Annotated in this window: 28 protein-coding genes; 13 read left to right on the plus strand and 15 right to left on the minus strand. The window is 68.2% G+C overall.

What is annotated here, in order from left to right:
• Window positions 1-22: 22 nt before the first annotated feature.
• The 6 genes from BMY35_RS12650 (at window position 23) to BMY35_RS12670 (ending at window position 4766) form a co-directional block, all read left to right on the plus strand.
• Window positions 23-1279, plus strand: coding sequence for a Zn-dependent hydrolase (locus tag BMY35_RS12650; protein WP_093198997.1), 1257 nt, complete (start codon window positions 23-25; stop codon window positions 1277-1279).
• Window positions 1276-2232 (plus strand): ABC transporter substrate-binding protein, encoded by a 957-nt coding sequence (locus tag BMY35_RS12655; RefSeq protein ID WP_177213626.1) that lies wholly within the window; start codon window positions 1276-1278, stop codon window positions 2230-2232. The genes BMY35_RS12650 and BMY35_RS12655 overlap by 4 nt, the downstream gene beginning before the upstream one ends.
• 8 nt (window positions 2233-2240) lie before the next feature.
• Entirely contained in the window at window positions 2241-2390 is a 150-nt protein-coding gene (locus BMY35_RS38290; protein ID WP_177213627.1) for a hypothetical protein, read from the plus strand.
• Window positions 2387-3859, plus strand: a complete 1473-nt coding sequence (locus BMY35_RS12660) for a M81 family metallopeptidase (protein WP_093199003.1) — start codon at window positions 2387-2389, stop codon at window positions 3857-3859. Before BMY35_RS38290 ends, BMY35_RS12660 begins: the two co-directional genes overlap by 4 nt.
• 69 nt (window positions 3860-3928) lie before the next feature.
• Window positions 3929-4297 (plus strand): DUF2845 domain-containing protein, encoded by a 369-nt coding sequence (locus BMY35_RS12665; protein ID WP_176947443.1) that lies wholly within the window; start codon window positions 3929-3931, stop codon window positions 4295-4297.
• Between the two features lie 91 nt (window positions 4298-4388).
• Complete coding sequence (locus tag BMY35_RS12670; RefSeq protein WP_093199010.1) at window positions 4389-4766, plus strand: nuclear transport factor 2 family protein; 378 nt, start codon at window positions 4389-4391, stop codon at window positions 4764-4766.
• Window positions 4767-4815: 49 nt separating this feature from the next.
• Here BMY35_RS12670 and BMY35_RS12675 read toward each other — a convergent pair whose 3' ends face one another.
• Window positions 4816-5961, minus strand: a complete 1146-nt coding sequence (locus BMY35_RS12675; protein ID WP_093199013.1) for a helix-turn-helix domain-containing protein — start codon at window positions 5959-5961, stop codon at window positions 4816-4818.
• Between the two features lie 178 nt (window positions 5962-6139).
• On the opposite strand from BMY35_RS12675, the gene BMY35_RS12680 reads away from it, so the two are divergent.
• The 7 genes from BMY35_RS12680 (at window position 6140) to BMY35_RS12710 (ending at window position 13791) form a co-directional block, all read left to right on the plus strand.
• On the plus strand, window positions 6140-6637 hold the full coding sequence (locus BMY35_RS12680; protein WP_093199016.1) for a (2Fe-2S)-binding protein: 498 nt from the start codon (window positions 6140-6142) through the stop codon (window positions 6635-6637).
• A 13-nt stretch (window positions 6638-6650) separates the two neighbouring features.
• Entirely contained in the window at window positions 6651-9038 is a 2388-nt protein-coding gene (locus BMY35_RS12685; RefSeq protein WP_093199018.1) for a xanthine dehydrogenase family protein molybdopterin-binding subunit, read from the plus strand.
• A gap of 24 nt (window positions 9039-9062) precedes the next feature.
• Window positions 9063-9854, plus strand: a complete 792-nt coding sequence (locus BMY35_RS12690) for an FAD binding domain-containing protein (protein WP_093199021.1) — start codon at window positions 9063-9065, stop codon at window positions 9852-9854.
• 70 nt (window positions 9855-9924) lie between these two features.
• Window positions 9925-10815, plus strand: coding sequence for an AAA family ATPase (locus tag BMY35_RS12695; protein ID WP_093199024.1), 891 nt, complete (start codon window positions 9925-9927; stop codon window positions 10813-10815).
• 7 nt (window positions 10816-10822) lie between these two features.
• Window positions 10823-12043 carry a vWA domain-containing protein gene (locus tag BMY35_RS12700; RefSeq protein ID WP_093199027.1) on the plus strand — a complete coding sequence of 407 codons (1221 nt, stop codon included), beginning with the start codon at window positions 10823-10825 and terminating at the stop codon, window positions 12041-12043.
• Window positions 12044-12077: 34 nt separating this feature from the next.
• Entirely contained in the window at window positions 12078-12755 is a 678-nt protein-coding gene (locus BMY35_RS12705) for an SRPBCC family protein (RefSeq protein ID WP_093199030.1), read from the plus strand.
• Between the two features lie 19 nt (window positions 12756-12774).
• Window positions 12775-13791: an XdhC family protein gene (locus BMY35_RS12710; RefSeq protein ID WP_093199033.1), complete on the plus strand. Its 1017-nt coding sequence runs from the start codon at window positions 12775-12777 to the stop codon at window positions 13789-13791.
• Between the two features lie 22 nt (window positions 13792-13813).
• Here BMY35_RS12710 and mnhG read toward each other — a convergent pair whose 3' ends face one another.
• From mnhG to BMY35_RS12780, 14 genes are all read right to left on the minus strand, one after another.
• The gene (gene mnhG, locus BMY35_RS12715) at window positions 13814-14197 is read right to left on the minus strand and encodes a monovalent cation/H(+) antiporter subunit G (RefSeq protein WP_093199037.1); all 384 of its coding nucleotides are present in this window, start codon (window positions 14195-14197) and stop codon (window positions 13814-13816) included.
• Window positions 14194-14472: a K+/H+ antiporter subunit F gene (locus tag BMY35_RS12720; protein WP_019654754.1), complete on the minus strand. Its 279-nt coding sequence runs from the start codon at window positions 14470-14472 to the stop codon at window positions 14194-14196. The genes mnhG and BMY35_RS12720 overlap by 4 nt, the downstream gene beginning before the upstream one ends.
• Window positions 14469-14960, minus strand: a complete 492-nt coding sequence (locus tag BMY35_RS12725) for a Na+/H+ antiporter subunit E (RefSeq protein ID WP_093199040.1) — start codon at window positions 14958-14960, stop codon at window positions 14469-14471. The genes BMY35_RS12720 and BMY35_RS12725 overlap by 4 nt, the downstream gene beginning before the upstream one ends.
• Window positions 14957-16630, minus strand: a complete 1674-nt coding sequence (locus BMY35_RS12730) for a monovalent cation/H+ antiporter subunit D (RefSeq protein ID WP_093199638.1) — start codon at window positions 16628-16630, stop codon at window positions 14957-14959. Before BMY35_RS12730 ends, BMY35_RS12725 begins: the two co-directional genes overlap by 4 nt.
• A 41-nt stretch (window positions 16631-16671) precedes the next feature.
• Window positions 16672-17022 carry a Na+/H+ antiporter subunit C gene (locus BMY35_RS12735; protein ID WP_093199043.1) on the minus strand — a complete coding sequence of 117 codons (351 nt, stop codon included), beginning with the start codon at window positions 17020-17022 and terminating at the stop codon, window positions 16672-16674.
• Entirely contained in the window at window positions 17022-19970 is a 2949-nt protein-coding gene (locus BMY35_RS12740; protein WP_093199045.1) for a monovalent cation/H+ antiporter subunit A, read from the minus strand. The genes BMY35_RS12735 and BMY35_RS12740 overlap by 1 nt, the downstream gene beginning before the upstream one ends.
• 88 nt (window positions 19971-20058) lie before the next feature.
• On the minus strand, window positions 20059-20436 hold the full coding sequence (crcB, locus tag BMY35_RS12745; protein ID WP_093199048.1) for a fluoride efflux transporter CrcB: 378 nt from the start codon (window positions 20434-20436) through the stop codon (window positions 20059-20061).
• Between the two features lie 40 nt (window positions 20437-20476).
• Window positions 20477-21790 (minus strand): TRAP transporter large permease, encoded by a 1314-nt coding sequence (locus BMY35_RS12750; RefSeq protein WP_176947441.1) that lies wholly within the window; start codon window positions 21788-21790, stop codon window positions 20477-20479.
• Between the two features lie 39 nt (window positions 21791-21829).
• Window positions 21830-22363 (minus strand): TRAP transporter small permease, encoded by a 534-nt coding sequence (locus tag BMY35_RS12755; protein ID WP_093199050.1) that lies wholly within the window; start codon window positions 22361-22363, stop codon window positions 21830-21832.
• Between the two features lie 89 nt (window positions 22364-22452).
• Window positions 22453-23421 carry a TRAP transporter substrate-binding protein gene (locus BMY35_RS12760; protein ID WP_093199053.1) on the minus strand — a complete coding sequence of 323 codons (969 nt, stop codon included), beginning with the start codon at window positions 23419-23421 and terminating at the stop codon, window positions 22453-22455.
• A gap of 155 nt (window positions 23422-23576) precedes the next feature.
• Window positions 23577-23906: a ComEA family DNA-binding protein gene (locus BMY35_RS12765; RefSeq protein WP_093199056.1), complete on the minus strand. Its 330-nt coding sequence runs from the start codon at window positions 23904-23906 to the stop codon at window positions 23577-23579.
• A 139-nt stretch (window positions 23907-24045) separates the two neighbouring features.
• Window positions 24046-25215, minus strand: coding sequence for a lipopolysaccharide assembly protein LapB (gene lapB, locus BMY35_RS12770; protein ID WP_093199058.1), 1170 nt, complete (start codon window positions 25213-25215; stop codon window positions 24046-24048).
• Complete coding sequence (locus BMY35_RS12775) at window positions 25205-25543, minus strand: LapA family protein (RefSeq protein ID WP_093199060.1); 339 nt, start codon at window positions 25541-25543, stop codon at window positions 25205-25207. The genes lapB and BMY35_RS12775 overlap by 11 nt, the downstream gene beginning before the upstream one ends.
• A gap of 68 nt (window positions 25544-25611) precedes the next feature.
• Window positions 25612-25950, minus strand: a complete 339-nt coding sequence (locus BMY35_RS12780) for an integration host factor subunit beta (protein ID WP_093199062.1) — start codon at window positions 25948-25950, stop codon at window positions 25612-25614.
• Window positions 25951-25976: the final 26 nt, after the last annotated feature.

Genomic DNA, 25976 nt, shown 5'->3' on the forward strand with positions numbered 1-25976 from the left:
CTTCCTTCTTCCTGGAAAAGCCATGAAAAACTCACACGACGAACTCCGCATCGACGGCCAGCGGCTCTGGAACTCGCTGATGGAACTGGCGCAGCTCGGCGCCACCGAGAAAGGCGGCGTCTGCCGCATCGCACTGACCGACCTCGACCGCCAGGGGCGCGACCTGTTCTCGCGCTGGGCCCGCGAGGCAGGCTGCGAGGTGCGCGTGGACGCCGTCGGCAACATCTTCGCGCGCCGCGCCGGCCGCAACAACGCGCTGCCGCCCATCACCACCGGCAGCCACATCGACACGCAGCCCACGGGAGGCAAGTTCGACGGCAACTACGGCGTGCTCGCCGGGCTCGAAGTGATCCGCACCTTGAACGACGCCAAGGTCGAGACCGAGGCGCCGCTCGAAGTGGCAGTGTGGACCAACGAGGAAGGCTCGCGCTTCGTGCCCGTGATGATGGGCTCCGGCGTGTTCGCCGGCGCCTTCACGCTCGAGCATGCGCTGTCGCAGCGCGACAACGACGGCGTGAGCGTGTCCGAGGCACTGGCCTCCATCGGCTACGCGGGAAGCACGCCGGCCTCGGCAACGGCGTCGCCCGTGGGCGCGTACTTCGAGGCGCACATCGAGCAGGGCCCCGTGCTCGAAGCCAACGAGCGCGTGATCGGCGTGGTCGAGGGCGCGCTGGGCCAGCGCTGGTACGACGTGGTGGTCCAAGGCATGGAAGCCCATGCCGGCCCCACGCCGATGGAGCTGCGCAAGGACGCGCTGCTCGCCGCCTCCGAGCTCGTGATCGAGGTCAACCGCATCGCGCTTGCCCATGCGCCGCATGGGCGCGGCACGGTCGGCTGGATCGACGCGTATCCGAACTCGCGCAACGTGATCCCGGGCCGCGTGAAGCTCAGCGTCGACCTGCGCGCGGCCGACGACGTGGTGCTCTCGGCCCTCGACGCCGCGCTGAAGGAAACCGTGCAGCGCATCGCGGCGAAGGCCAAGGTCGAGATCTCGGTGGAGCAGGTCGTGTACTTCCCGCCGCAGCCCTTCACGCCGAAGCTGGTGTCGGCCGTGCGCGATGCGGCGCAGGCGCAGGGCATGACATGGATGAACGTGATCAGCGGCGCGGGTCACGACGCTGTGTACCTCGCGCGCGTGTGCCCTGCGGCCATGATCTTCGTGCCCTGCCTCGACGGCATCAGCCACAACGAGATCGAGGACGCGCAGCCCGACCATCTCGAAGCCGGCTGCAACGTGCTGCTGCAGGCGATGCTGCAGACCGCGGGAGTCGCGTCGTGAAGGCCTGGCGTCTTGCCCTCGCGGCGCTGACCCTGGCGTGGGCCGCGGCGACGCCGGCCGCCGAGCCCATCCTCGTCGGCCAGTCCGCCGTGCTGACCGGACCGCTGGCGCCGAACAGCCTGGCGTTCATGGAAGGCCAGAAGCTGCTGTTCGACCAGCTGAACAAGGCCGGCGGCGTCGGCGGGAGGCCCGTCAAGCTGATCACCTACGACGATGTCTACGCGCCGGACAAGGCGGCGGCCAACGCCGAGAAGCTGCTCGGCACCGACCGCGTGGTCTGCCTCTTCGGCACCATGGGCACGGGCATCGGCGCGGCCATGGTGCCCGTCGCGGCGAAGTACGACAGCTTCATCTTCGGCGGGCTGACCGGCGCGGCCGTGCTGCGCGGGCCGAAGGTGCCGATCTACCACGTGCGCGAGTCGTACGCCGACGAGGTGCACCGCGTGATGAACCACCTGAAGACGGTGGGCGTGGTGCGCATCGCCGTCGTGTCGAGCGACGACGCCTACGGCAAGGGCATCGAGAAGGACGCGCTGGAGGCGCTGCAGAAGAACGGGCTGTCCCCGGTGCTGTCGCTGCGCTTCGATCCGCAGGAGAAGGAACCGGCGCGCACCGCGCAGCAGGTCATCGCCAGCGGCGCGCAGGCGGTGTACGTCATCGCGGCGGGCATGCCGGCCATCAACGTCATCCGCGCGCTGGTCGCGGCGCCGGTGCATCCGCAGATCTACACGAACTCGGTGGCCAGCTCCTTCCTGCTCTACAAGGAGTTGGGGGACAAGAGCCGCGGCATCGTGCTGTCGCAGGTGATGCCGCCGTTCTGGAAGACCCGCTTTCCCATCGTCGACGAATACCAGCGCGCGCGCAGGAGCGCGGGCAGCGAGGGCGAGGGCTCCTCCTGGGCCTGGAGGGCTACATCACGGCCAAGGCATTCGCGGAAGCGCTGCAGCGCGTGAAGGGGCCGGTGACCACCGAGTCGCTGCGGCGCAGCATCGAGACTTCGCCTCCCATGGACCTGGGCGGATACACGCTCGCCTTCAGGCCCGACAACCGCAACGGCTCCAGCTTCGGCGACATCACCATGCTGGCCAGCGGTGGAAAGTTTGCGCAATGAAAGTACTGATCGCACGTCTCAACCACGAAACCAACACCTTCTCGCCGGTGCCCACGCCGCTCGCGGCCTTCGGGCCCGACGGCCCGACCTTCGGCGAGCAGGCCTACAAGGACAACAAGGGCATGCGCACCGCGATGTCGGCCTTCATCGAACTGGCCGAGGCGGCAGGCGCTGAAGTGGTCACGCCGGTGTCGGCCTCGGCCAATCCGAGCGGGCCGGTCGATGCACGGGCCTACGACCTGTTGACGCAACGCATCGTCGACGCGGCCCCGGGCTGCGACGCCATCCTGCTCGACCTGCACGGCGCGATGGTGGCGCAGAACAGCGCCGACGGCGAAGGCGACCTGCTGCTGCGCCTGCGTGCGGCGGCGCCGGGCGTGCCCATCGGCGTGGCGCTCGACCTGCATGCCAACGTCACGCCGGCGATGGTGGAGAACGCCGATGTCATCGTCGGCTTCAAGACCTATCCGCACGTCGACATGTACGAGACCGGCGAGCACGCCGGCCGCCTGCTGCTCGACCTGCTGGCCGGCCGCAGCAAGCCTGCGATGCGCTGGCACCGGCTGCCGCTGATGGCACACACGCTGCGCAGCGCCTCCTTCACCGGCGCGATGAAGCGCGCGATCGAAGCGGCTTGCGAGGCCGAGAAGTCGGAATCGCTGGCGGTGTCGATCCTGGCCGGCTTCTCGCTGTCGGACATCGAGGCGCCGTGCATGAGCGTGATCGTCGTCGACGCGCATTCGCCCGAGCGCGCGCAGGCCACGGCCGACCGCATCGCCGCGCAGATGTGGGCGGAGCGCGAAGCCTTCGTCTACCGCAGCGAGCCGCTGGCGGAGTCGGTCGCACGCGCCAAGCTGATTGCCGAAGGCGCGACGCGCCCGGTGCTGCTGCTCGACCACGGCGACAACTGCATGTCGGGCGGCAGCTGCGACACCATGGACGTGCTGCAGGAAGCGCTCGCGCAGGGCCTGCACGGCATCGGCGTGGGGCCGCTGTGCGACCCCGAGGCCGTGGCGCAACTCATCGCGGCGGGCGAGGGCGCGCAGGCGACGGTGGCACTCGGCAACAAGGTCTCGCTCGCGGGCATCGGCCTCGAGAAGACGCCGGTGCGCCTGACGGGCACGGTGCGCGCCATCTCCGACGGCGAGTACGTGATCACCGGCCCCACCTACACCGGCCAGCGCAGCAGCATGGGGCGCACAGTGCTCTTCGACACGGGCGCGGCGCGAATCGTGGTGACCGAGCGCACGCAGGAGCCGTGGGACATCGGCGTTTTCGAGTGCGCGGGGCTCGATCCGCGGAATGAACGCTTTCTGCTGCTCAAGTCGCGCATGTACTGCCGGCCCGTGTTCGAGCCGCTGTCGGCCGCGCTGGTGGAGTGCGACAGCCCCGGTGTCACCAGTTCGGATTACAGCCTGTTCCCGTTCAGCAAGGTAAGGAGGCCGGTGTTCCCGCTCGACGCGGTCTGACGGGGTCTTGGCTTCAGGTTCGGCGCCGGAATGTCACTACCATCGCTCGCACAAGACACAGGAAACACCGTGAAGCGATCTCCGTTCATTCCCGCCGCCTTGCTGGCCGCACTGTCGTTCGTCGCGCCGGCGCAGGCACAGACACTCAACTGCAATCGCGACTTCGCGCAGAAGGGCGATTCCAAGTTCACCATCCTGCAGAAGTGCGGCGAGCCGGTGTTCAAGGACAACTTCTGCGCCAAGCCCGACCCGAACCCGCAGGTGATCGTGCCGCCGGCTTCCTCGACCGGCAGCAAGACCGTCATCGTCAACAACAACAGCAATTGCGACCAGAGCGAGGAGTGGACCTACCGGCCTGGCTCGGGGCAGTTCGAGACGATGCTGCTGTTCCAGAACGGCGTGCTCAAGAGCATCCGCTACGGCAGCCGGATCCCATGACCTGAGAGGTCATCGACGCGAATCGCGTGCGACGCGACCATTCCTTCACCCCGCGATGTTGCGGGTCTGAACACCGAAAGGAATGGTCATCATGAACACCGCCGCACACGACGCCACCGCCATTGCCCAACGCTACATCGCCGTCTGGAACGAAACCGACGCGGCGCGCCGCGCGGCGCTCATCGAAGCCGGATGGACCACCGACGCGCACTACGTCGACCCGATCGCGCAGGCCAGCGGGCACGAGCAGATCAGCGCGCTGGTCGGCGCGGTGCACCAGCGCTACCCGGGCTTCCGCTTCAACCTGCTCGGCAAGGCGGATGCGCACGGCGACCACCTGCGCTTCTCGTGGACGCTCGGGCCGAGCGGTGCGGAAGACCTGATCCAGGGCACCGACTTCGCGCAGGTCGACTCGGGCAAGCTGTGTTCGGTGACGGGCTTCCTGGACAAGGTGCCGGTCGGCGCCTGAGCGAAGAAAACTGAACGAGGGATGAACGGCCGGGCCTTCAGCCGCGAGCTCAGTCCGGCGCGCCGGCGGGCCGTCCGCGCCACAGCTTGCGGTAGACCGTCGCCCGGCTGATGCCCAGGGCCCGCGCGGCCTCGGCCACGTTGCCGCGCGCATCGGCCACCGCCTTGCGGATCAGCGCGGTTTCCACGTCGCGCAGCCGCGGCCGGTTGTCGGAAACGTTTGCGGGCGCCGTGCTGCCGTTGCCGCCGCGCTGGGGCCGTACCTGCACCCGCAGGCCCGACCAGAGCGGCACCTCGAGCACGGCGTCGCCGCGGCGGGCCGCGTCGAACATCATGTGAAGCGGCAGCGCGAAGAGGTCGTTGAAGTTCAGCGCATGCTCGCTGCGCGGCAACGGCTGGTGCAGCATCTGCCGCGCCGCCGCGTTGGCGCCCGTCACGTTGCCCACGGCGTCGATGCACAGCAGGCCTTCGGTGGCCTCGCTGCCGGAGTTGCCCGGCCAGGCCAGGCGCAGCAGCAGCTCGCAGGGCTCGCGCATCACCAGCATGTTCTCGATGCTGCGCGCGGAAAGGGTCGCCAGGTGGCGCAGTTCGGGCCGCTCGACCACCTGCACGCCGGTCAGGTCGAGCATGCCGATGCAGTCGCCCCGGGGACCGAAGAGCGGCGCGCCGGCGCAGCTGTAGACGCTGGTGTCGTCGAAGAAATGCTCGCCGCGGTGCAGCCAGACCGATTCCTGTTCGGCCAGCGCGGTACCGATGGCGCTGGTGCCGATGGCGCGCTCCGACAGGTCGACGCCAATGCGCGCGAGGTCGCGCGCATAGCGGGTGGCGGCGTCGGTACCGTCGGGTAGCCTGCCCACGTCGACCACGATGCCGTCGGCATCGGTCAGCACGGCGAAGTAGCGGGTGTCGGCGATGGCGCGGGAGAGCTGGTCGATCACCGGTCGGGCCGCCGAGACCAGCGCCCGGTTGCGCTCGGCGATGTCGATGCTGGCCGACCGGCTCACCGGATCGAAGCTGACGCGCTGCCGCGGGCTGTGCCCGGCCTCGATGCAGCGCTGCCAGGAGCGGGTGATCCACGAATCGATGCAGTCGGCCCCGCGAGCCCGTACGGGCGACTCGCCTTCGATCAGTTCGCGGCGGGCTTGGGCGATGGCCAGGGAACGCTCAGGAGGCGGCGAAACGATTGATACAGACATCGTGGTTTTTCGCGCATGTATGCAGGCTTTTCCTGGCCCGCCGGATGGCAAGCTGTTTCATTTTGAGAATTTCGCGCGGTCTGTGCAAGTGTCAAGGGTTTTGCCTAGGATAGTGCGAAAGGTCGGCATCCAAGATGCTTTCGCTGAAACAGCCATCACCTTTTACGGAGACAGCCAAATGCAGGTCGCTTTCAAGGTCAACGGCCGTCAGGTCACGGTCGACGCTCCTCCCAACACCTTCCTGGTCCACGCTCTCCGAGAGCACCTCCACCTCACCGGAACCCACGTCGGCTGCGACACCGCCCAGTGCGGCGCCTGCACCGTCCACGTGAACGGCCGTGCAGTCAAGTCGTGCAACGTGCTGGTGGCCCAGGCGGCCGGCGCAGAAATCACCACCATCGAGGGCATCGCCGAGGCCGACGGCACCATGCACCCCATGCAGGCGGCCTTCAAGGAATGCCACGGCCTGCAGTGCGGTTTCTGCACGCCCGGCATGGTCATGAGCGCCATCGACCTGTGCACCCACCACCCCAAGTCGAGCGAGTCGGAAATCCGCGAGTTGCTCGACGGCAACCTGTGCCGCTGCACGGGCTACCAGAACATCGTGAAGGCAGTGAAGATGGGCGGCGAGGCGATGGCCTCGGGCACCCCCGTCAAGACAACCGCAATGGCTTGAAGGGAGTGACATCATGGGCGCTTCCGACTTCTCGAACCTGCCGCACATCGGCGAGGCTCTGCGGCGCAAGGAGGACTACCGCTTCCTGACCGGTGCCGGCAACTACACCGACGACATCACGCTGGCCAACCAGAGCCATGCGGTCTTCGTGCGCTCGCCGCACGCCCACGCCGCCATCAAGTCGGTCGACACGGCCGAGGCGCTGAAGATGCCCGGCGTGATCGGCATCTTCAGCGGCAAGGACATCGAGGGAAAGATGGGCGGGCTGCCCTGCGGCTGGCTCATCAACAACCCCGACGGCACCCCCATGAAGGAGCCGATGCACCCGATCCTGGCGATCAACAAGGTGCGCTACGTGGGCGACCACGTGGCCATGGTGGTGGCCGAGACCGTCGAGCAGGCGAAGAACGCGGCCGAGGCGGTGGTGGTCGACTACGAGGTGCTGCCCGCGCTCGTGAGCGTGGCCGACGCGGCGAAGAAGGCCGGCGGCGTCACCCTGCACGACGAGGCGCCCGACAACCAGTGCTACAAGTGGGCGCTGGGCGACAAGGCCGCGGTCGACGCGGTGTTCGCCGGCGCGGCGCATGTGACCAAGCTCGACCTGATCAACAACCGGCTGGTGCCCAACCCCATCGAGCCGCGCGTGGCCATCGGCAGCTACAGCCGGGCGAGCGACGACTACACGCTGTACGTGTCCAACCAGAACCCGCACGTCGAGCGCCTGCTCATGACGGCCTTCGTGCTGGGCCTGCCCGAGCACAAGGTGCGCGTGATCGCCCCCGACGTGGGCGGCGGCTTCGGCTCCAAGATCTTCTTGTATGCAGAGGACGTGTGCCTGACCTGGGCCGCCAGGCAGCTCAACCGCAACATCAAGTGGACGGCCGAGCGCTCGGAATGCTTCCTGTCCGACGCGCACGGCCGCGACCACGTGAGCCACGCCGAGATGGCGATGGACAAGGACGGCAAGTTCCTCGCGCTGCGCGTGCATACCGACGCCAACCTGGGCGCCTACCTGTCGACCTTCTCGACCGCGGTGCCCACCATCCTCTACGCCACGCTGCTGGCGGGCCAGTACACCACGCCGCAGATCTACGTCGAGGTGGATGCCTGGTTCACCAACACCGCCCCGGTCGATGCCTATCGCGGGGCAGGGCGGCCCGAGGCCACCTACCTGCTGGAGCGCCTGGTGTCGCGCTGCGCCTGGGAAATGAACCTGGGGCAGGACGAGATCCGCAAGCGCAACTTCATCAGCAGCTTCCCGTACCAGACGCCGGTGGCGCTGCAGTACGACACCGGCGACTTCCACGCCTGCATGGACAAGGCCCGGGTGCTGGCCGAGGTCGACGGCTACGCCGCGCGCAAGACGGCGAGCGAGGGCAAGGGCAAGCTGCGCGGCATCGGGTATTCGAGCTACATCGAGGCCTGCGGCATCGCGCCGTCGAACATCGCGGGTGCGCTCGGTGCGCGGGCAGGCCTGTTCGAATGCGGCGAGATCCGCGTGCACCCGACCGGCAGCGTGACGGTGTTCACCGGCTCGCACAGCCACGGCCAGGGCCATGAAACAACCTTCGCGCAGGTCGTGGCGGCGCGGCTGGGCATTCCGGTCGAGAACGTCGACGTGGTGCACGGCGACACCGGCCGCGTGCCCTTCGGCATGGGCACCTACGGCTCGCGTTCCATCTCGGTGGGCGGCGCGGCCATCATGAAGGCGCTCGACAAGATCGAGACCAAGGCCAAGAAGATCGCCGCGCACCTGATGGAGGCGAGCGACGCCGACATCGAGTTCGCCAACGGCGAGTTCACGGTCAAGGGCACCGACAAGAAGATCCCGTTCGGCCAGGTGGCGCTCACGGCCTATGTGCCGCACAACTACCCGCTCGACAAGCTCGAGCCGGGCCTGAACGAAACCGCCTTCTACGACCCGACCAACTTCACCTTCCCGGGCGGCACCTACATCTGCGAGGTCGAGGTCGACAAGCAGACCGGCGAGGTCAGGGTCGACCGCTTCACCGCGGTGGACGACTTCGGCACCATCATCAATCCGATGATCGTCGAGGGCCAGGTGCACGGCGGGCTGGTGCAGGGCATCGGGCAGGCGCTGCTCGAGAACTGCGTCTACGACAAGGAAACCGGCCAGCTGCTCACCGGCAGCTTCATGGACTACGCCATGCCGCGCGCGGGAGACTTCCCGCAGTTCAAGCTCGACACCGTGTGCACCCCGTGCACCCACAACCCGCTGGGCACCAAGGGCTGCGGTGAGGCCGGGGCCATCGGCTCGCCGCCGGCCGTGATCAATGCCGTGCTCGACGCGCTGGCGCCGCTGGGCGTCAAGGATTTCGACATGCCTGCCTCGCCCAGCCGCGTCTGGGAAGCGATGCAGGCCGCAGCCGCCAACCCTTAAGTACAACAAAGAAGGAATCACGCCATGTACGCCTTCACACTCGAACGGCCCGCTTCCGTGGCCGACGCGGCCAAGCTCATCGGCGCCGGCGGAAAGCCGCTGGCCGGCGGACAGACCCTGCTGGCTTCGATGAAGCTGCGCCTCTCGGCCCCCGAACAGCTCGTGGACCTGAGCGGCATCAAGGAACTCACCGGCATCGCGAAGAACGGCAATGCCATCACCATCGGAGCCATGTCGCGCCACCTCGACGTGGCGAACAACGCCGACGTGAAGGCCGCCTACCCGGCGCTGGCCGACCTGGCCTCGCGCATCGGCGACCGCCAGGTGCGCGCGATGGGCACCATCGGCGGCTCGGTGGCCAACAACGACCCGGCCGCGTGCTACCCCAGCGCGGTGCTGGCCTCGGGCGCGACCATCGTCACCTCGAAGCGCGAGATCGCCGCCGACGACTTCTTCCTCGGCCTCTTCACCACGGCACTGGAAGACGACGAGCTGATCACCGCGATCCGCTTCCCCGTTCCGAAGCGCGCCGTCTACGAGAAGCTGCGCCAGAAGGCGTCGAATTTCCCGCTGGTCGGCGTGTTCCTCGCGCAGTACGACAGCGGCGTGCGCGTGGCGATCACCGGCGCGGGCAACGGCGTGTTTCGCCATGCCGGGCTGGAAGACGCGCTGAACAAGAGCTTCACCGCCGCGGCCGCCGCTGCCGTGAAGATCGACGCGAGCGACCTGAACAGCGACCTGCATGCGTCGGCCGCGTATCGGGCCAACCTGATCAGCGTGCTGACCCAACGCGCAGTCACCAAGGCCCTGGGCTGAAGAACCCCGGGGGCGCTCTGTTCGCTTGCTGGAAGACGCGACAGCCTCGCGTCTTCCGCTACGCTTCGCCATGATCTTCCCGAGCATCGACTCCCTTTCCGCCGGACTCATGCAGGCCGGCTACTTCGCCGACCGCCGGCTGGCCACGGCCGTGTTCCTCGCGCTGAAGCTGCAGCGCCCGCTGTTGCTCGAAGGCGAGCCCGGCGTCGGCAAGACCGAGCTGGCGAAGGCGCTGTCGACGGCGCTGGGCCGCGAGTTGCTGCGCCTGCAGTGCTACGACGGCCTGGAGCAGCGCGAGGCGCTTTACGAATGGAACTACGCAGCGCAGTTGCTGCACATGCGCGCAGCCGAGGCCACCGGCGCGGCGCGTGACGTGGAGGCCGAGGTCTACCAGCCGCACTACCTGATCCGCCGGCCGCTGCTGCAGGCGCTGCAGACACCGCTGCCCGGCGCCGTGCTGCTGATCGACGAGGTGGACCGCGCCGACGAGCCCTTCGAGGCCTTCCTGCTCGAGTACCTGGGCGAATACCAGGTGAGCATTCCCGAGCTGGGCACGGTGCGCGCGGTGGCGCCGCCCGTCACCATCCTCACGAGCAACCGCACGCGCGAGCTCAACGATGCGGTCAAGCGCCGCTGTCTCTATCACTGGCTCGACTACCCGGAGCGTGAGCGCGAGCTGGCCATCGTGCGCGCGCAGGTGCCCGAGGCCGGCGAGAAGCTGTCGGCCCAGGTGGCGGCCTTCGTCGCGCGGCTGCGCGAGGCGCCTTTCGCCAACGCCTTCCAGCGCGCGCCCGGCATTGCCGAGAGCGTCGAATGGGCGAGGGCGCTGATCGCGCTCGACACCGTCGAGCTTGACCCCGAAGTGGTGGTCGACACCGCAGGCATCCTGTTCAAGCAGCGCGACGACGTGGCCGCGCTGACGCAGGAGCTGGCGTCGGATCTGCTCAAGCCCGAGGCGTGAGCTGTCGATGGCCACCACCGGCGTGCAGCAACTCGGCGACGTCCGCAGCGGCAAGCTCGCGGGCAACATCGCCGCCTTCGGCCGGGCGCTGCGCCGCGCGGGCGTTCGCACCGATGCCATGCGCATCGCGCTGGCCGCCGAGGCCGCCACGCTGGTGGGCGTGGAAGACAAGCTCGACCTGAGCGCAGCCATGGAGGCGGTGATGGTCAGCCGCGAGCAGGACCGCATGGTGTTCCGCGAACTCTTCGATGCCTGGTTCCGCGACCCGGAACTGGCCAACAAGCTGCTCGCCCAGATGCTGCCGAGCGCAGAAGGCAAGGCCGAGCCCTCGAAGCGCCGCCCGCGCGTGCGCGAGGCTCTCAGCGCGCCGCGCACCCTCGCCAAGCCGGTCGAGCCGGCAAAGCCCGATCGCGAGATCGATTTCGATGCCGCCATGACGTCGAGCGACAGGCAGCGCCTGCAGCATGCCGATTTCAATGCGCTCGGCGCCGCCGAATACCGGCTGGTGGAGCGGCTCGCGCGCGACATCCGCCTGCCCATTCCCGAGCTGCCGTCGCGTCGTCTGCGCGTGGCCGGCGACGCGGGCCGGCAGCATGCGCGCATGCACTGGCCGGGCGTGCTGCACGAGGCGGCGCGCACCGGCGGCGAGATCATGCGGCTGCCCCGGCTCGCCCGGCGCGAGCAGCCGTTGCCGCTGCTGGTGCTGGTCGACGTCTCCGGCTCGATGGAGCGCTACGCACGCCTGCTGCTGGCCTTTCTTCATGCCTCGACCCGGCGGGCCGGCCGGCGCGACGTGTTCGCCTTCGGCACCCGGCTGACCGACCTGACGCCGGCCTTCCGGCTGGCCGACACCGACGCCATGCTGGGCGCCGCCAGCCTCGCCATCGACGACTTCGCGGGCGGCACCCGGCTCGGCGCCTCGCTGGCCGAGTTGCGCCGCGCGCATGCCCGCCGCCTGACCGGCCGCCGCACGCTGGTGCTGGTGATCAGCGACGGCCTCGACACCGGCGAACCCTCGCTGCTGGAGCAGGAGCTGCTGTGGCTCAAGCGCCATTCGCGCCGCCTGCTGTGGCTCAACCCGCTGCTGCGCTTCGAGGGCTACGCCCCTCTGGCGCGTGGGGCCGCCGTATTGCACCGGCAAGCGGACGCGATGCTGGCGGTTCACAATCTCAGCGCACTCGAACAGCTCGCAGCGAGCCTGGCCGCCCTGATGCGGTCGGGCCGCTAGCGGCGCACGGGAAGGAAGACAAAGGAAACCCACCATGGAAATGCTCGGAAACCGCCGCCTCGGCGTCACCCAACAACAGGCCTGGGAAGCGCTCAACGACCCGGAAACATTGAAGAAGTGCATTCCCGGCTGCGACAAGTTCGAGCTCACGGGCGACAACCAGTACAGCGTCGCGCTGGCGGTCAAGATCGGCCCGGTCTCGGCCAAGTTCAACGGCAAGGTGCTGCTGTCGGACATCGTGGCGCCCGACGGCTACAAGCTCACCTTCGAAGGGCAGGGCGGCGTGGCCGGGTTCGCTAAGGGCTCCTCGAGCGTCACGCTCAAGCCCGTGGCGGCTGAAGCGCCTGTTGCTGTTGCTGTTGCTGCACCGGCGGACGCTGGCATCGCGCACGAGGCGGATGCCGCCACACCGCCTGCTCCCGCCGCAGGCTGCGAGCTCGACTACACCGTGCAGGCCCAGGTCGGCGGCAAGATCGCCCAGCTCGGACAGCGCCTGATCGATGGCGCCGCCAAGTCCACCGCTGACGATTTCTTCAAGCGCTTCGAGGCCGAGATGCAGAGCCGCTACGGCCCGCCGCCCGCACCCGCGGCGGAAGCCGCCGAGGCGCCTGCCGAGAAGGCCGGGATGATGTCGGGCCTCATGAAGAAGATCGGCCTCGGCAAGAAGGACGACAAGGACGCGCCCGCCGCACCGGGCGGCGACGCTGCCTGAAACTGCGGGGCTTGCCGTCATGGAAAACCTCGACGTCATGGTGCTTCGCACGCTGCGCGACTGGCGGCGTGCCGGCAAGCGCGCGCTGCTGGCGACGGTGGTGCGAACCTGGGGCTCGTCGCCCCGGCCGGTGGGCTCGATCATGGCCCTGGCCGAAGAAGGCGCGGTGGTCGGTTCGGTCTCGGGCGGCTGCATCGAGGACGACCTGATCGCGCGCTACAGCCACGCCCACGGAAAGGCCGAGAACGTACCGCTGGGCTCGCCGCCCTCGCTCGTGAAGTACGGCATCACCGCCGACGAGGCGCACCGCTTCGGGCTGCCCTGTGGCGGCACGCTGGAGCTGCTGCTCGAGTACGCGCCCGATGCCGGCTCGCTCGAGCTGCTGGTGGCGCAGCTGGAGCAAGGCAGGCTCATGCAGCGCACGGTGACGCTCGCCACCGGCGCGGTGAGGCTTGCCGAGGCGACGGCGCCCGACGAGCTCACGGTGAACGACACCGAGCTGACCAACACCTTCGGCCCCGAGTACCGCATGCTGCTGATCGGCGCCGGCCAGCTCGCCGAGTACCTGGCCACCATGGCCAAGTTCAGCGGCTTCGCGGTCACGCTGTGCGACCCGCGCGCCGAGTACCGCACAGCCTGGTCGCTGCCCGGCGTGCAGATCACGACCGAGATGCCCGACGACGCGGTGACCGCCTTCAGGCCCGACCGCCGCAGCTGCGTGGTCGCTCTCACGCACGACCCGAAGCTCGACGACCTCGCGCTGCTCGAAGCGCTGCAGAGCGATGCCTTCTACGTCGGCGCCATCGGCTCGCGCCGCAATGCCGATGCGCGGCGCGACCGCATGATCGAGCACTTCGACCAGACCGAGGAATCGCTCGCGCGGCTGCGCGGGCCCATCGGCATCTACATCGGCAGCAAGACGCCGCCGGAGATCGCGGTGAGCGTGATGGCGGAGATTCTCGCGGTGAAGAACGCGGTGACGCTGCCGCGCGAGATGGAAGTGGCGCAGGCCAAGGAGCGGCTGCTGGCCGCGTGACCTCGCTGCAGCCTTTTTTCGATCAGCCTTCGTAGGGCGGGATCGGTCCCTGGTCCGAAGGCGAGGGCGGCGGCACGTCGCCGTTCTTCTGGCGTTCGCGGAACAAGGCGGCGCGCATCAGGAAGATGGTGGTGACCGGCGTGGTGAGCGCCACGAAGAGCACGATCAGCACGCCGTGCAGCGAGAGGCTGTGGCCCTGCACCGAGAAGTACACGATGGTGGCGACCGTCATCGACCACACGCCTCCGGTGGCGCCCAGCGTGGGTGCATGGATGCGGCGGAAGAAGGTCGGCAGCCGAACCAGGCCGAAGGAGCCGATGGCGGCGAAGGCCGCGCCCAGCACCGCGAAGACGGCGGTGACGATCTCGGCCCACAGCGGCAGCGGGCCCAAGATGAAATCGTTCATTCGATCACCTCCCCGCGCAGCAAGAACTTGGCCATCGCCGTCGAGCTCACGAAGCCGAACAGCGCGATCAGCATCGCGGCGGCGAAGTACACGTCGCTCGCGTAGACGATGCCCAGCACCAGCATCATCAGCATGCCGTTGATGTAGAGGCAGTCCAGCGCCATCACGCGGTCTTGCGCGGAAGGGCCGATCAGCAGGCGCGCGACGGCGCAGAGCATGGCCACCGCCAGCAGGAACAGCGCGAACTTGAGCGACCAGAAAAGGATGGGCGTCATGATTCGAAGATCTCCATCAGCGGACGTTCGTAGCGGCTCTTGATCTGCGCGATGAAGGCCGCCTCGTCCTCGAGGTCGAACACGTGGATCAGCAGGGTGCTGCGATCGAAGGCCACCTCGCCCCAGGCGGTGCCGGGCGTGAGGCACATGATCATCGAGAGCACCGCGAGCCCGTTGGGATCGCGCATGTCGAGCGGGATGCGCAGGAAGCTCGCCTGGATGTGCTCGCTGCGGCGCGTGAGCAGCGCGCGTGACACCGCGAACACCGACACCGACATGTCGTAGAGCACGATGCAGCACAGCCGCAGCGCCACGCCGGGGCGGCGCATGCGCACTGTGGCGGGCCGCAGGCCCTGGGTCAACAGCGGCACGGCAATGGCGAGCAGCACGCCCGACAGCAGCGTGCTCGCTTCGAGCGACTGGTTGAGCAGCAGCCAGATGACGAGCAGCGCCAGCGAAAGCGGCGGGGAGGGAATCAGGCGTTTCATGGCGTGGCGCCCTTTCCTTCGGCCTTGGCAGACGGCACCGGATTCGGAACCTGCCGCGCCTCCATCACTGCCGCGCGGTAGGCCATTGGCGTGCGCAGGCCCTCGGCGGTAGCCATCGCGTGGCGCAACACCGGCTCGGCCCAGACCGTGAGCGCGATGCAGGCGACGATGAGCCCGGCCACCGGCAGCACCTCGAGCGCCGGCAGCGAGGGAAGGTTGCCGTGCGGCTGGGTCCAGAAATGGCGGATGCCGGTGCGGCTCAGCGCGATCAATGCGAGGAAGCCGGAGGCGATCAGCAGCACCAGAAAAGTCCAGCCGGTCGCGCCGATCGCGCCGCTGCCACCCATGAGCCCCGAGAGCATCGCGAACTTGCCGACGAAGCCCGACAGCGGCGGCAGGCCGGTCAGAAGCAGCGTGCAGATCATGAAGCTCAGGCCGAGGAAGGCAACGCCGGCCGGGATCGCCCGCCCATAGAGCGCCTGCGCGTCGTCATCGAGGTTCACATCGCTCAGCGCGCTCAGGTCCTCGGTCAGGAAGGGCGCGGTGCCCGCGGCCTCGTGCGGCGCCACGCTCATGCCGGCATTGCGCCAGCGCTCGATCATGTCGATCAGCAGGAAGAAGGCACTCACCGCGAGGGTGGAGCTCAGCATGTAGAAGAGCGCGCCGGCCCACACGGCCGGCTGCCCCAGCCCCACCGCGGCGAGCAGCGTGCCGGCCGACATCAGCACGCTGAAGCCCGCGAGGTTCGACAGCCGTTGCGTGCCGAGGATGCCGAAGGCCGCCACGAACAGCGTGGCGATGCCCGCGCCCACCAGCACCGGCTGGCCGAAGGCGGCCGACGCGCCGGTGTCGGGCGCGAAGAGCACAGTCCACAGCCGCAGCACGGTGTAGACGCCCAATTTGGTGAGCAGCGCGAACACCGCGCCCACTGGCGAGACTGCGGAGCTGTAGGCCGGCACCAGCCAGAAATTGAGTGGCCACGCGCCGGCCTTGGCGAAGAATGCGGTGAAGAGGATCGCCGTGGCCGCGTGCACCAGGCCGCGGTCGCCCGGCGCGAGCTCGGCGATGCGCATGCCCAGGTCGGCCATGTTGAGCGTACCGGTCACGCCGTAGAGGATGGCTGCGCCGATCAGGAACAGCGAGGACGCCGCGAGATTGATCGCGATGTAGTGCAGCCCAGCCTGCACGCGCAGCCGGCCCGAGCCGTGCAGCAGCAGGCCGTAGGAGGCCGCGAGCATCACCTCGAAGAACACGAACAGGTTGAACAGGTCGCCCGTGAGGAAGGCGCCGTTCAGGCCCATGAGCTGCAGCTGCAGCAGCGGATGGAAATGCACGCCCGCGCGGTCCCAGCGCGAGGTGGAGTAGATAGACGCGGCGAAGGCGATCACGCCGGTGAGCGCCACCATCATGGTCGAGAGCCGGTCCGCCACCAGCACGATGCCGAAGGGCGCGCGCCAGTTGCCCGGCAGGTAGACGCCGATGGAGCCGGGGCCGCCGCCGGTGTCGGGTGCGTTCACCCAGCGCAGCAGCGCCAGCGCCGCCAGCAGGCCGACAAGGCCCGAGACCACGCTCAGGGCCGACTTGGTGCGACGGCGGTTCTCGCCCAGCAGCAGCATGAGCGCGGCCGTGAGCATGGGCACGAGGATCGGCACCGCCACCAGGTGCGGCATGCTGAACTCGAGCAGCCGGTCGAGCAGATGGAAGAGTTCCGTCACTCCGCCTCCTGCCGTTCTTCACCGTCCACGTGGTCGGTGCCGGTGATGCCGCGCGAGGCGAGCATCACGACGAGGAAGAGTGCCGTCATCGCGAAGCCGATCACGATGGCGGTGAGCACCAGCGCCTGCGGCATCGGGTCGGCCGTGTTGGCCAGCGTGGCGGTGAGGCCCTTGATGAGCACCGGCTCGCTGTCGACCTTGAGCCGCCCCATGCTGAAGATGAAGAGATTGACCGCGTACGAGATCAGCGTCAGGCCCATGATGACCTGGAAGGTGCGCGGGCGCAGCAGCATGTAGACGCCCGAGCCGGTGAGCACGCCGATGGCGAGTGCGAGCACGATTTCCATCAGCCGGCTCCTCCCTCGGAGGTGGCGGTGGCGGTCGCCTCCGCCTCTTTTTCTTTTTGCTCGTCGGCCCAGCGGTGGCTTCGTATCGACTGGTGGGCCAGCGCGGTCAGGATCAGCATGGTGGCGCCGAGCACCAGCGCGAACACGCCGATGTCGAAGAAGAGGGCGCTGGGCACGTGCACTTCGCCCAGCAATGGCAGGTGCAGGTGCGCGGTGTGCGTGGTGAGGAACGGGTAGCCGAAGATCACCGCCCCACCGCCGGTGGCCAGCGCCAGAAGCAGGCCGATGGCGATCCAGCGGCGCGGGTAGATGCGAAGGTGCTCTTCCACCCACTCGGTGCCCGACACGATGAACTGCAGCACCAGCGCGACCGACATCACCAGCCCCGCGACGAAGCCGCCGCCGGGCGCGTTGTGGCCGCGCATGAAGAAGTAGACCGACACCAGCACCGAGACCGGCAGCAGCAGGCGCACCAGCACGGCCGGCACCATCAGGTAGCCCACGGCGGTGTCCTTGGCGCGGCGCGGGTTCAGCAGGTCGCTGCTGCCGTCGTCGGCCTGCAGCCGCTGCTGGATCGGCAGCGCCATCGATTCGATGGCGGGGCGGAAGCGCCGCAGCAGCGCGTACACGGTGAGCGCCACGATGCCCAGCACGGTGATCTCGCCGAAGGTGTCGAAGCCGCGGAAGTCGACCAGCATCACATTGACCACGTTGGTGCCGCCGCCCTCGGTGAGCGCGCGCTCGAGGAAGAAGGGCGAGATGCTCTGCGGGAAGGTGCGCGTCATCATGGCCCAGGCCAGCGCAGCCATGCCGCTGCCCGCGATGGCGGCGATCAGCAGGTCGCGGCCGCGGCGGCCCCAGGGCTTGAGCCGTGCGCGCGCGGGCTGCACCACGTCCTTGCTGCGCATCGGCAGCCAGCGCAGGCCCAGCAGGATCAGCACGGTGGTGACGGCCTCGACCACCAGTTGCGTCAGCGCAAGGTCGGGGGCCGAGAACCAGATGTAGGTGACGCACGAGACCAGGCCCGCGCCCGCAGCCAGCATCAGCGCCGCCAGCCGGTGGAACTTGGCCTGCCACGCGGCAGCCACCGCGCAGGTGCCGCCGATGAGCCAGGTCATGGCGAACATCGGCGAGAAGGGCAGCAGCTCGCGCGTGCCGGGCGCGGCGGGCGTGAGCCACAGCGAAGCGCTTGCGCCCGCGACGGCCACCACCACCAGCAGCAGCAACTGCCACTGCATGCGCTTCGTGCCGAAGAGGCGGCGGCTGCGGCGGCCGGCTTCGCTCAGCAGCGCGATGAGGTGCTCGAAGATGACCTGGCCGTCGAAGCGGTGCAGCAGCGGCGTGTTCTCGAGGCCGCCGCGCGCGCGCTGGCGGCGCTGCAGCAGGTACAGCGCGGCGCCGCCCGCCAGCGCCACGAAGCTCATCAGCAGCGGCAGGTTGAAGCCGTGCCACACGGCCAGGCTGTATTCGGGCAGCGTGCCGCCGACGACAGGCGTGGCGGCCGCCGCGAGCATCGGCCCGACGGACCACGCCGGCGCCACCCCCACTACCAGGCACACCAGCACCAGAAGCTCGACCGGCACGCGCATCCAGTGCGGAGGCTCGTGCGGATGCTTGGGCACCTCGTCGCCGCAGGGCGGGCCGAAGAACACGTCGAACACGAAGCGCGCCGAGTAGGCCACGCTGAAGATGCCGGCGAGCGTGGCGATCAGCGGCAGGCTGGAGTCGACCCACGGCGTGGCCTGGATGAACACCGTCTCGGCGAAGAACATTTCCTTCGAGAGAAAGCCGTTGAGCAGCGGCACGCCGGCCATAGAGGCGCTGGCGATGATGGCCAGCGTGCCGGTGATGGGCATGAGCCGCATCAGGCCGCTGAGCTTGCGGATGTCGCGCGTGCCGGTCTCGTGGTCGATGATGCCGGCCGCCATGAAGAGCGACGCCTTGAAGGTGGCGTGGTTCATCACGTGGAAGACCGCCGCCACTGCCGCGAGCGGGCTGTTCAGGCCCAGCAGCAGCGTGATGAGCCCGAGGTGCGAGATGGTGGAGTAGGCCAGCAGCGCCTTCAGGTCGCGCTGGAACATCGCGATGAAGCCGCCGAGCAGCAGCGTGACGGCGCCGGCGCCGCCCACCATCCAGAACCACTGCTCGGTGCCCGAGAGCACGGGCCACAGCCGCGCCATCAGGAACACGCCCAGTTTCACCATGGTGGCCGAGTGCAGGTAGGCCGACACCGGCGTGGGCGCGGCCATGGCGCGCGGCAGCCAGAAATGGAACGGGAACTGCGCGCTCTTGGTGAAGGCGCCGAGCAATATCAGCGTGAGCGCGGCCGGGTAGAGCTCGTGCGCGCGGATGAGATCGCCCGAGGCCAGCACCTTGTCGAGCTCGTAGCTGCCGGTGATGCGGCCCAGCACCAGCACGCCGGCCAGCAGGCACAGCCCGCCCGCGCCGGTGACGGTGAGCGCCATGCGCGCGCCGCGCCGTGCGTCGCGGCGATGGTGCCAGTAGCCGATCAGCAGGAACGAGAACAGGCTGGTGAGCTCCCAGAACAGCACCATCTGGATGAGGTTGCCCGAGAGCACCACGCCCATCATCGCGCCCATGAACGCGAGGAAGAAGGAGAAGAAGCGCGGCACCGGGTCGGAGGCCGACATGTAGTAGCGCGCGTAGAGCACCACCAGCGCGCCGATGCCCAGCACCAGCATGCAGAACAGCCATGCGAAGCCGTCCATGCGGAACACGAGGTTGAGGCCCAGGGCCGGCAGCCATTCGATCTGCTGCCGCAGCACGCCGCCGTTGGCGATCTGCGGGAAGAACCATGCGGCCTGGATGGCGCAGCCCAGCGCGACCAGCCCCGCGAGGGTCGACTCCCTGTTGCGCGCGTTGGACGGCATCAACGCGGCCAGCACGCTGGCGATGAAGGGGAGTGCGACGAGAAAGACCAGGGGCATTGGGGTCGATTCTATCGGCCGACCCTATGGAAAGCCTTATCTATAACCGCAAGACATAAGGCAGTTTTTCACCTGGTTTTCATGCGATTCAGGAGGAGAACGCCTGAACCGTGCGCAGGCCGAGCCAGGTCATGCACAGCGAACCGCCCAGGTGCAGCGCGATGGTGCCCATTGCGAGTCCGACGCGGCCGCTGGTCAGCATGCCCACGACTTCCGCAGAGAAGCTCGAGAAGGTGGTGAGGGTACCGAGGAAGCCGGTGATGACCATCAGCCGCCATGCGGGGTTGATGTCGGGCAGGCCGCTGAACACGCCGATGGCCACGCCGATGAGATAGCCGCCGATCAGGTTCACGGCCAGCGTGCCCCAGGGCAGGATGCCGCCGGGGTTGAGCCAGAGGGCGAAGCCCCAGCGCATGAGGGCGCCGACGCATGCGGCGAGACAGATGACGATGACGTTCAGCAGCATGGCCGCGATTATCCGCAAGCCGCGCGGCGGCCCGGCCGGGCTACTTCTCGCGGCCCATCACGACGTCCGGCAGGATCGTCACGATGCTCGGGAACAGCGTGATCAGCACGATGCACAGCACCAGGCAGAAGAAGAACGGGATCGCCGCCTTCGCGATCACGTTGCTGTCCTTGCCGGTCATGTTCTGCAGCACGAAGAGGTTGAAGCCCACCGGCGGCGTGACCTCGGCGATCTCGACCAGCAGCACGATGAAGATGCCGAACCAGATCAGGTCGAAGCCCGCCTTCTGGATCATGGGCAGCACTACCGCGCTGGTGAGCACGATCATCGAGATGCCGTCGAGCGCGGTGCCCAGCACCAGGTACACCAGCACCAGCGCGCCGATCAGCGCGTAGGGCGACAGGTGCATGCTGTCGACCCATTCCGCCAGCTCGCGCGGGATGCCGGTGAAGGCCATGGTCTTGGTGAGGAAGGCGGCGCCGGCCAGGATGAACATGATCATGCAGCTGGTGCGCGTGGCGCCCATGATGCCGTCCTTGAAGTTCTTCCAGGTGAGGCTGCGGCCCCAGGCCGCGATGGCCAGCGAGCCCAGCACGCCGAAGGCCGCGCACTCGGTGGCGGTGGCCCAGCCGGCCACCAGCACCCAGACGATGAAGACGATCAGCAGCGCGCAGGGAATGAGGTTGCCCGACAGCCGGATCTTCTCCATGAAGGTCGTAGGCGGATCCGCGGGCGGCACCTGGCCCGGGTTGCGCAGGCTCCACCAGCCGATGTAGCCCGAGAACAGCACCATCAGCAGCAGGCCCGGCAGGAAGCCGGCCAGGAAGATGCGGATGATCGATGCATCGGCCGCCACCGCGTACACCACCATGGTGATCGACGGCGGGATCAGGATGCCCAGCGTGCCGGCGGTGGCCAGCGAGCCGATGGCGAGCTTCTCGTTGTAGCCGCGGCGCTTGAGCTCGGGCAGCGCCACCTTGGCGATGGTCGCGCAGGTGGCGGCCGACGAGCCCGAGACCGAGCCGAACACGCCGCAGCCGAGGATGGTGGTGTGCATCAGCCGGCCGGGCACGCGGTTGAGCCAGGGGCGCAGGCCCTCGAACATCTCCTCGCTGAGCTTGGTCCGGAACAGGATCTCGCCCATCCATATGAAGAGCGGCAGCGCCGCCAGCTCCCAGCTCGCGTTGCTCTCCCAGAAGGCCGAGAACAGGTTCTTGCCCGGCAGCGTGTTGGTGAAGAAGGCCTGGCCGACCCAGCCGACGATGGCCAGTGTCATCGCGATCCATACGCCGCCCGCCAGGAGCAGCAGCATGATCGCGAGCAGCAGCGCGCCCATCCAGAGGTTTTCGAACATCGGGTGTCTTTGCTGTTGTTGTCGTTGTGTCGTGTGCGCTCAGACGTCGGATGAGAAGTCGCCCGCCGCGTGGCGCTCCTCGATGGCGCGCTGGTAGCTGGGCTTCTCGCCGCGCACCACGCCGACCAGCTCGTCGATCATGGCGATCAGCAGCAGCCAGCAGCCGATCACGAAGGTCGATTGCGGAATCCAGATCGGAATGACGACCAGGCCTGTCGCCATCTCGGCGAACTCGTAGCTTTCATAAGTGAAGCTGGTGGCCCAGTAGGTGAGGTAAGCCACCGACACCGCGGCGATCAGCAGGCAGGTCACGTCCAGCGCGCGGCGCACCTTGGGCGACACCGCTTCCAGCAGCAGCGTCACGCGCACGAAGTCGCCGTGGCGGAACGCATGCGCCATCGCGAAGAACGCGGCGGCGGCGCACAGCCAGGCCACCACGTCGTTGAGGCCGCTCACATGCCAGTTCATCTGCCGGCCCACGCCGGCCAGGATCATCAGCACGAAGATCAGGAACACGCAGAGCGCGCCCAGCGCGCCTGCACCGTCGTACAGGCGGTCGAGGAATCGGCGCATCGCTCAGGTCTCCCGCCGGGCCGCCCCAAGGGAGGCCTGCGCCCCCTCGGGGGGCAGCGATACGCGAAGCGATGAGCGTGGGGGCGTCATCATTTCTTCTTGTAGGTGTCGACGATGGCGGCGCCGTCGGCGCCGGCAACCTTCAGCCAGTCGGCCTGCATGATGCCGCCGACCTGGCGCATGTCGGCGTCGAGCTTGGGCGAGGGCTTGTGGATCTTCATGCCGCGCTCGGCGAGCAGGCGCTTGTATTCCTCGTTCTTCTCCTGGGCCACCTTCCAGCCGCGTGCCTCGGCATCGGCGGCGGCCTTGGTGACGGCGGCCTTGGTGGTCGCGTCGAGCGCGTCGAAGGCCTTGGCATTCACGAGGATCGCGTTCTTGGGGATCCAGGCCTGCGTGTCGTAGAAGTTCTTGATGTGCTCGTAGGTCTTGGTGTCGTAGCCGGTGGAGCCGGAGCTCATGTAGCTCTCGATCACGCCAGTGGCCATGGCCGCGCTGAGTTCGGCCTGCTGGATCTGCACCGGCTGCGCGCCGATGAGTTCGGCGATCTTGGCTGTGGCCGGGCTGTAGGCACGCCACTTGATGCCGCGCAGATCGGCCACCGAGCCGATTTCCTTCTTGGTGTAGATGCCCTGCGGCGCCCACGGCACCACGAAGAGCACCTTGATGCCCTGGGCCGCGAGCAGCTTCTCCATGGCGGGCTTCGATGCGTCGTAGAGCTTCCTGGCGTCGGGGTAGGTGGTGGCGAGGAAGGGAACGCCGTCGAGCGCGTAGATCGGGTTCTCGTTGGCGAAGTTGGCCAGCAGGATCTCGCCGGCCTGCGCCTGGCCGCTCTGCACCGCGCGCTTGATCTCGGGCGCCTTGAACAGCGAAGCGTTGGCATGCACCGTGATCTTCACCTTGCCGCCCGTGGCCGCGTCGACGTCCTTCGCGAACTGCGTGATGTTTTCCGTGTGGTAGTTGGTTGCCGGGTAGGCGGTGGGGAGGTCCCACTTGGTCTGGGCGAAGGCAGCGGCGCCGAGGGTGAGGCCCGCGAGGGCAATGCCGAACTTGTGATTCATTGACTCGCTCCGGAATGTAGTGAAAGCAAAACGAAAGGAAGCTTACGTGCAAATTCCGGGCCACTTCCTGAGGCTTTTCCCTGCCATCGCGTGCATGCTCGCGCGCATGAAAAAGCCGCCCGAAGGCGGCTTTGCATATTTCTACCTAAGCGGAATCAGGGCTTGGCGGCCTTCGCTTCCTTCGTTCCCTTCTCTCCCTTCGATGGGGTGGGCGCCGCGTCGCCGAAGCTCTTGCCGTTGACGGTCAGGCCTTCTGCCGAGAGCTTGGCCGCCTTCTTCTCCTTCACGCCCTTCACGCGCTGCATGAAGTCGGGCCAGTCCTTGAACTCGCCCGTCTTGCGTGCATCGAGGATGCGCTTGGACATCGACGGGCCGACGCCCTTGATACCGTCGAGATCGGCTTCCGTGCCCTTGTTGACGTCGACGGCGGCGAACGATGCGACCGCGAACAGCATGGCCGTGGTAGCCAGGATCTTCTTGAACATGGTGATTAAAACTCCCTGAATCTTGTTGATGAGTGACAGCCGACGGAAATGTCGGCCCGCGCTCAACGAGACACGAAAGCAGGGCGTTGACGCATGAAGGCCGTGCCGGCCTCCACGTGACCATTGTTCAGAAACGTGATCAGAGTTCTTCGACGCGGCGCGGCGGATAGCTGTCCCAGGCCTGGCAGCCGGGGCAGTGCCAGAAGTACTGGTGTGCCTCGAAACCGCAGGCCGCGCAGCGGTAGCGCATGAGCGGACGCGTGGCCTGGTCGAGCGCGCGCTGCACCTGCGGATGGAACTGCTCGTGCTCGAACTTTTCGCCCGCGAGCCAGCGCGACGCAGCGACCAGCGAGGGCTGCTGCGCGAGATGCGCGATGTAGCCGTCGCGCGGCGTGGGGTCCGGTTCTTCCGTGGTCGCGGACGGCTTGCCGCCGAGCGCCATCAGCGCCTCGAGCACGTCGATGGAAGGCGACTCGACATAGCGCCGCTGCAGCAGTTCGAGCGCATCGGCCTCGCGATGCGCGGCCACGGCGGCCTGCTGCAGCGTGGCGGCATAGAGCGGCAGCGCCAGCGGCGCGGTGTCGCTCAGGGCCACGAGCGTGTCGAAGGCCGCGTTCGCGTCGCCCTTGCGCATCTGCAGGCTGGCGGTGTCGATGGCCGGGCGTGGAGCTTGGGGCGCCAGCTCGACGGCCTGCGCCAGCAGCTTTTCGGCGCCGGGCAGGTCGCCTGCGGCGACGCGTTCCGTCGCCTGCTCGCAGAGGTGGTGCGCGCGGCGCGTGCTGTAGCTGGCCTGGTCGGACTCGTCGAGCTTCTGCGCCACATCGGCGGCCTGCGCCCATTCGCGCGAGCGCTCGTAGATGGCGAGCAGCGCGAGCCGTGCCTCGTTCTCGTAGCGCGTGCCTTCGAGCTTTTGCAGCGCGGCCTCGGCGCGGTCGAGCAGGCCGGCGCGAAGGAAGTCCTGCGCCAGCGCGTGCTGCGCGCGCTCGCGGTCGCTGCGGCTCAGGTCGCCACGGCCCAGCAGGTGCTCGTGCACGCGCACGGCGCGCTGGTATTCGCCGCGGCGGCGGAAGAGGTTGCCGAGCGCGAAGTGCAGCTCCTGCGTGTCGGGGTCGTTCTGCACGGCCTCGATGAAGGCGTCGATGGCCTGGTCCTGTTGTTCGTTGAGCAGGAAGTTGAGGCCGCGGAAGTAGGCCTTGGGCGCCTGCCGGTTCTCCAGCTTGAGCTGGCGGATGTCGAAGCGCGATGCGAGCCAGCCCAGCACGAAGGCGACGGGCAGGCTGATCAGCAGCCAGCTGGGATCAAAGTCCATGTTGACGTACGGCGGGGAGATCGGTGGCGGAGATGGTCGGTGCTGCCGGGGTTGCGGCTGCCGCGGTGGCCGCCGGTGCGGGCGGCTGGGCTTCGGTGCTGGCCGGTGCCTGCGCTGCCGCGGCGCGATGCTTCCACCAGCCCGGCAGCATGCCCAGCGCTCCCACCACGAGCCCGCCCGCAAAGGCCGCGAGCACCACGAGCACCAGCGGCGCGCGCCAGTAGGTGCCGAAGAAGAAGTAGACGGTCGCGTCGTGCTGGTTGTTCAGCGCGAAGGCGAAGAGCGTAAAAAAAATGGCTGCCTTGAGCAGCCACAGGAGGTATTTCATGCACGTTCCCGTTGGCGGGACGATTCTACGTTTGTAACCATCGCGGCAGGCCGCTGGTCCGGTGCGGCTCAGGCCTTGCGGCCCTTGGCTTCCTTGCCGTTGCCGTCGCTCGAGTCGAGCGTCGCGGTGCGGGCATCGACGGCTTCGCGCAGTGCCTTGCCAGGCTTGAAGTGCGGCACCCGCTTCTCGGGGATCTGCACGCTCTCGCCCGAGCGCGGGTTGCGGCCGATGCGCGGCGGGCGCCGGTTGACCGAGAAGCTGCCAAAGCCGCGGATCTCGATGCGGTGCCCGCGTACCAGCGCGTCGCTCATCGCGTCGAGGATGGTCTTGACGGCGTATTCGGCATCGCGGTGCGTGAGCTGTGCAAAGCGGGCTGCGAGTTCTTCGACGAGGTCCGAGCGTGTCATAGGCCAAACATAAACGAAAAACGTGG

This window comes from Variovorax sp. YR750, assembly GCF_900109805.1.
GTDB classification, from domain to species: domain Bacteria; phylum Pseudomonadota; class Gammaproteobacteria; order Burkholderiales; family Burkholderiaceae_C; genus Variovorax; species Variovorax gossypii.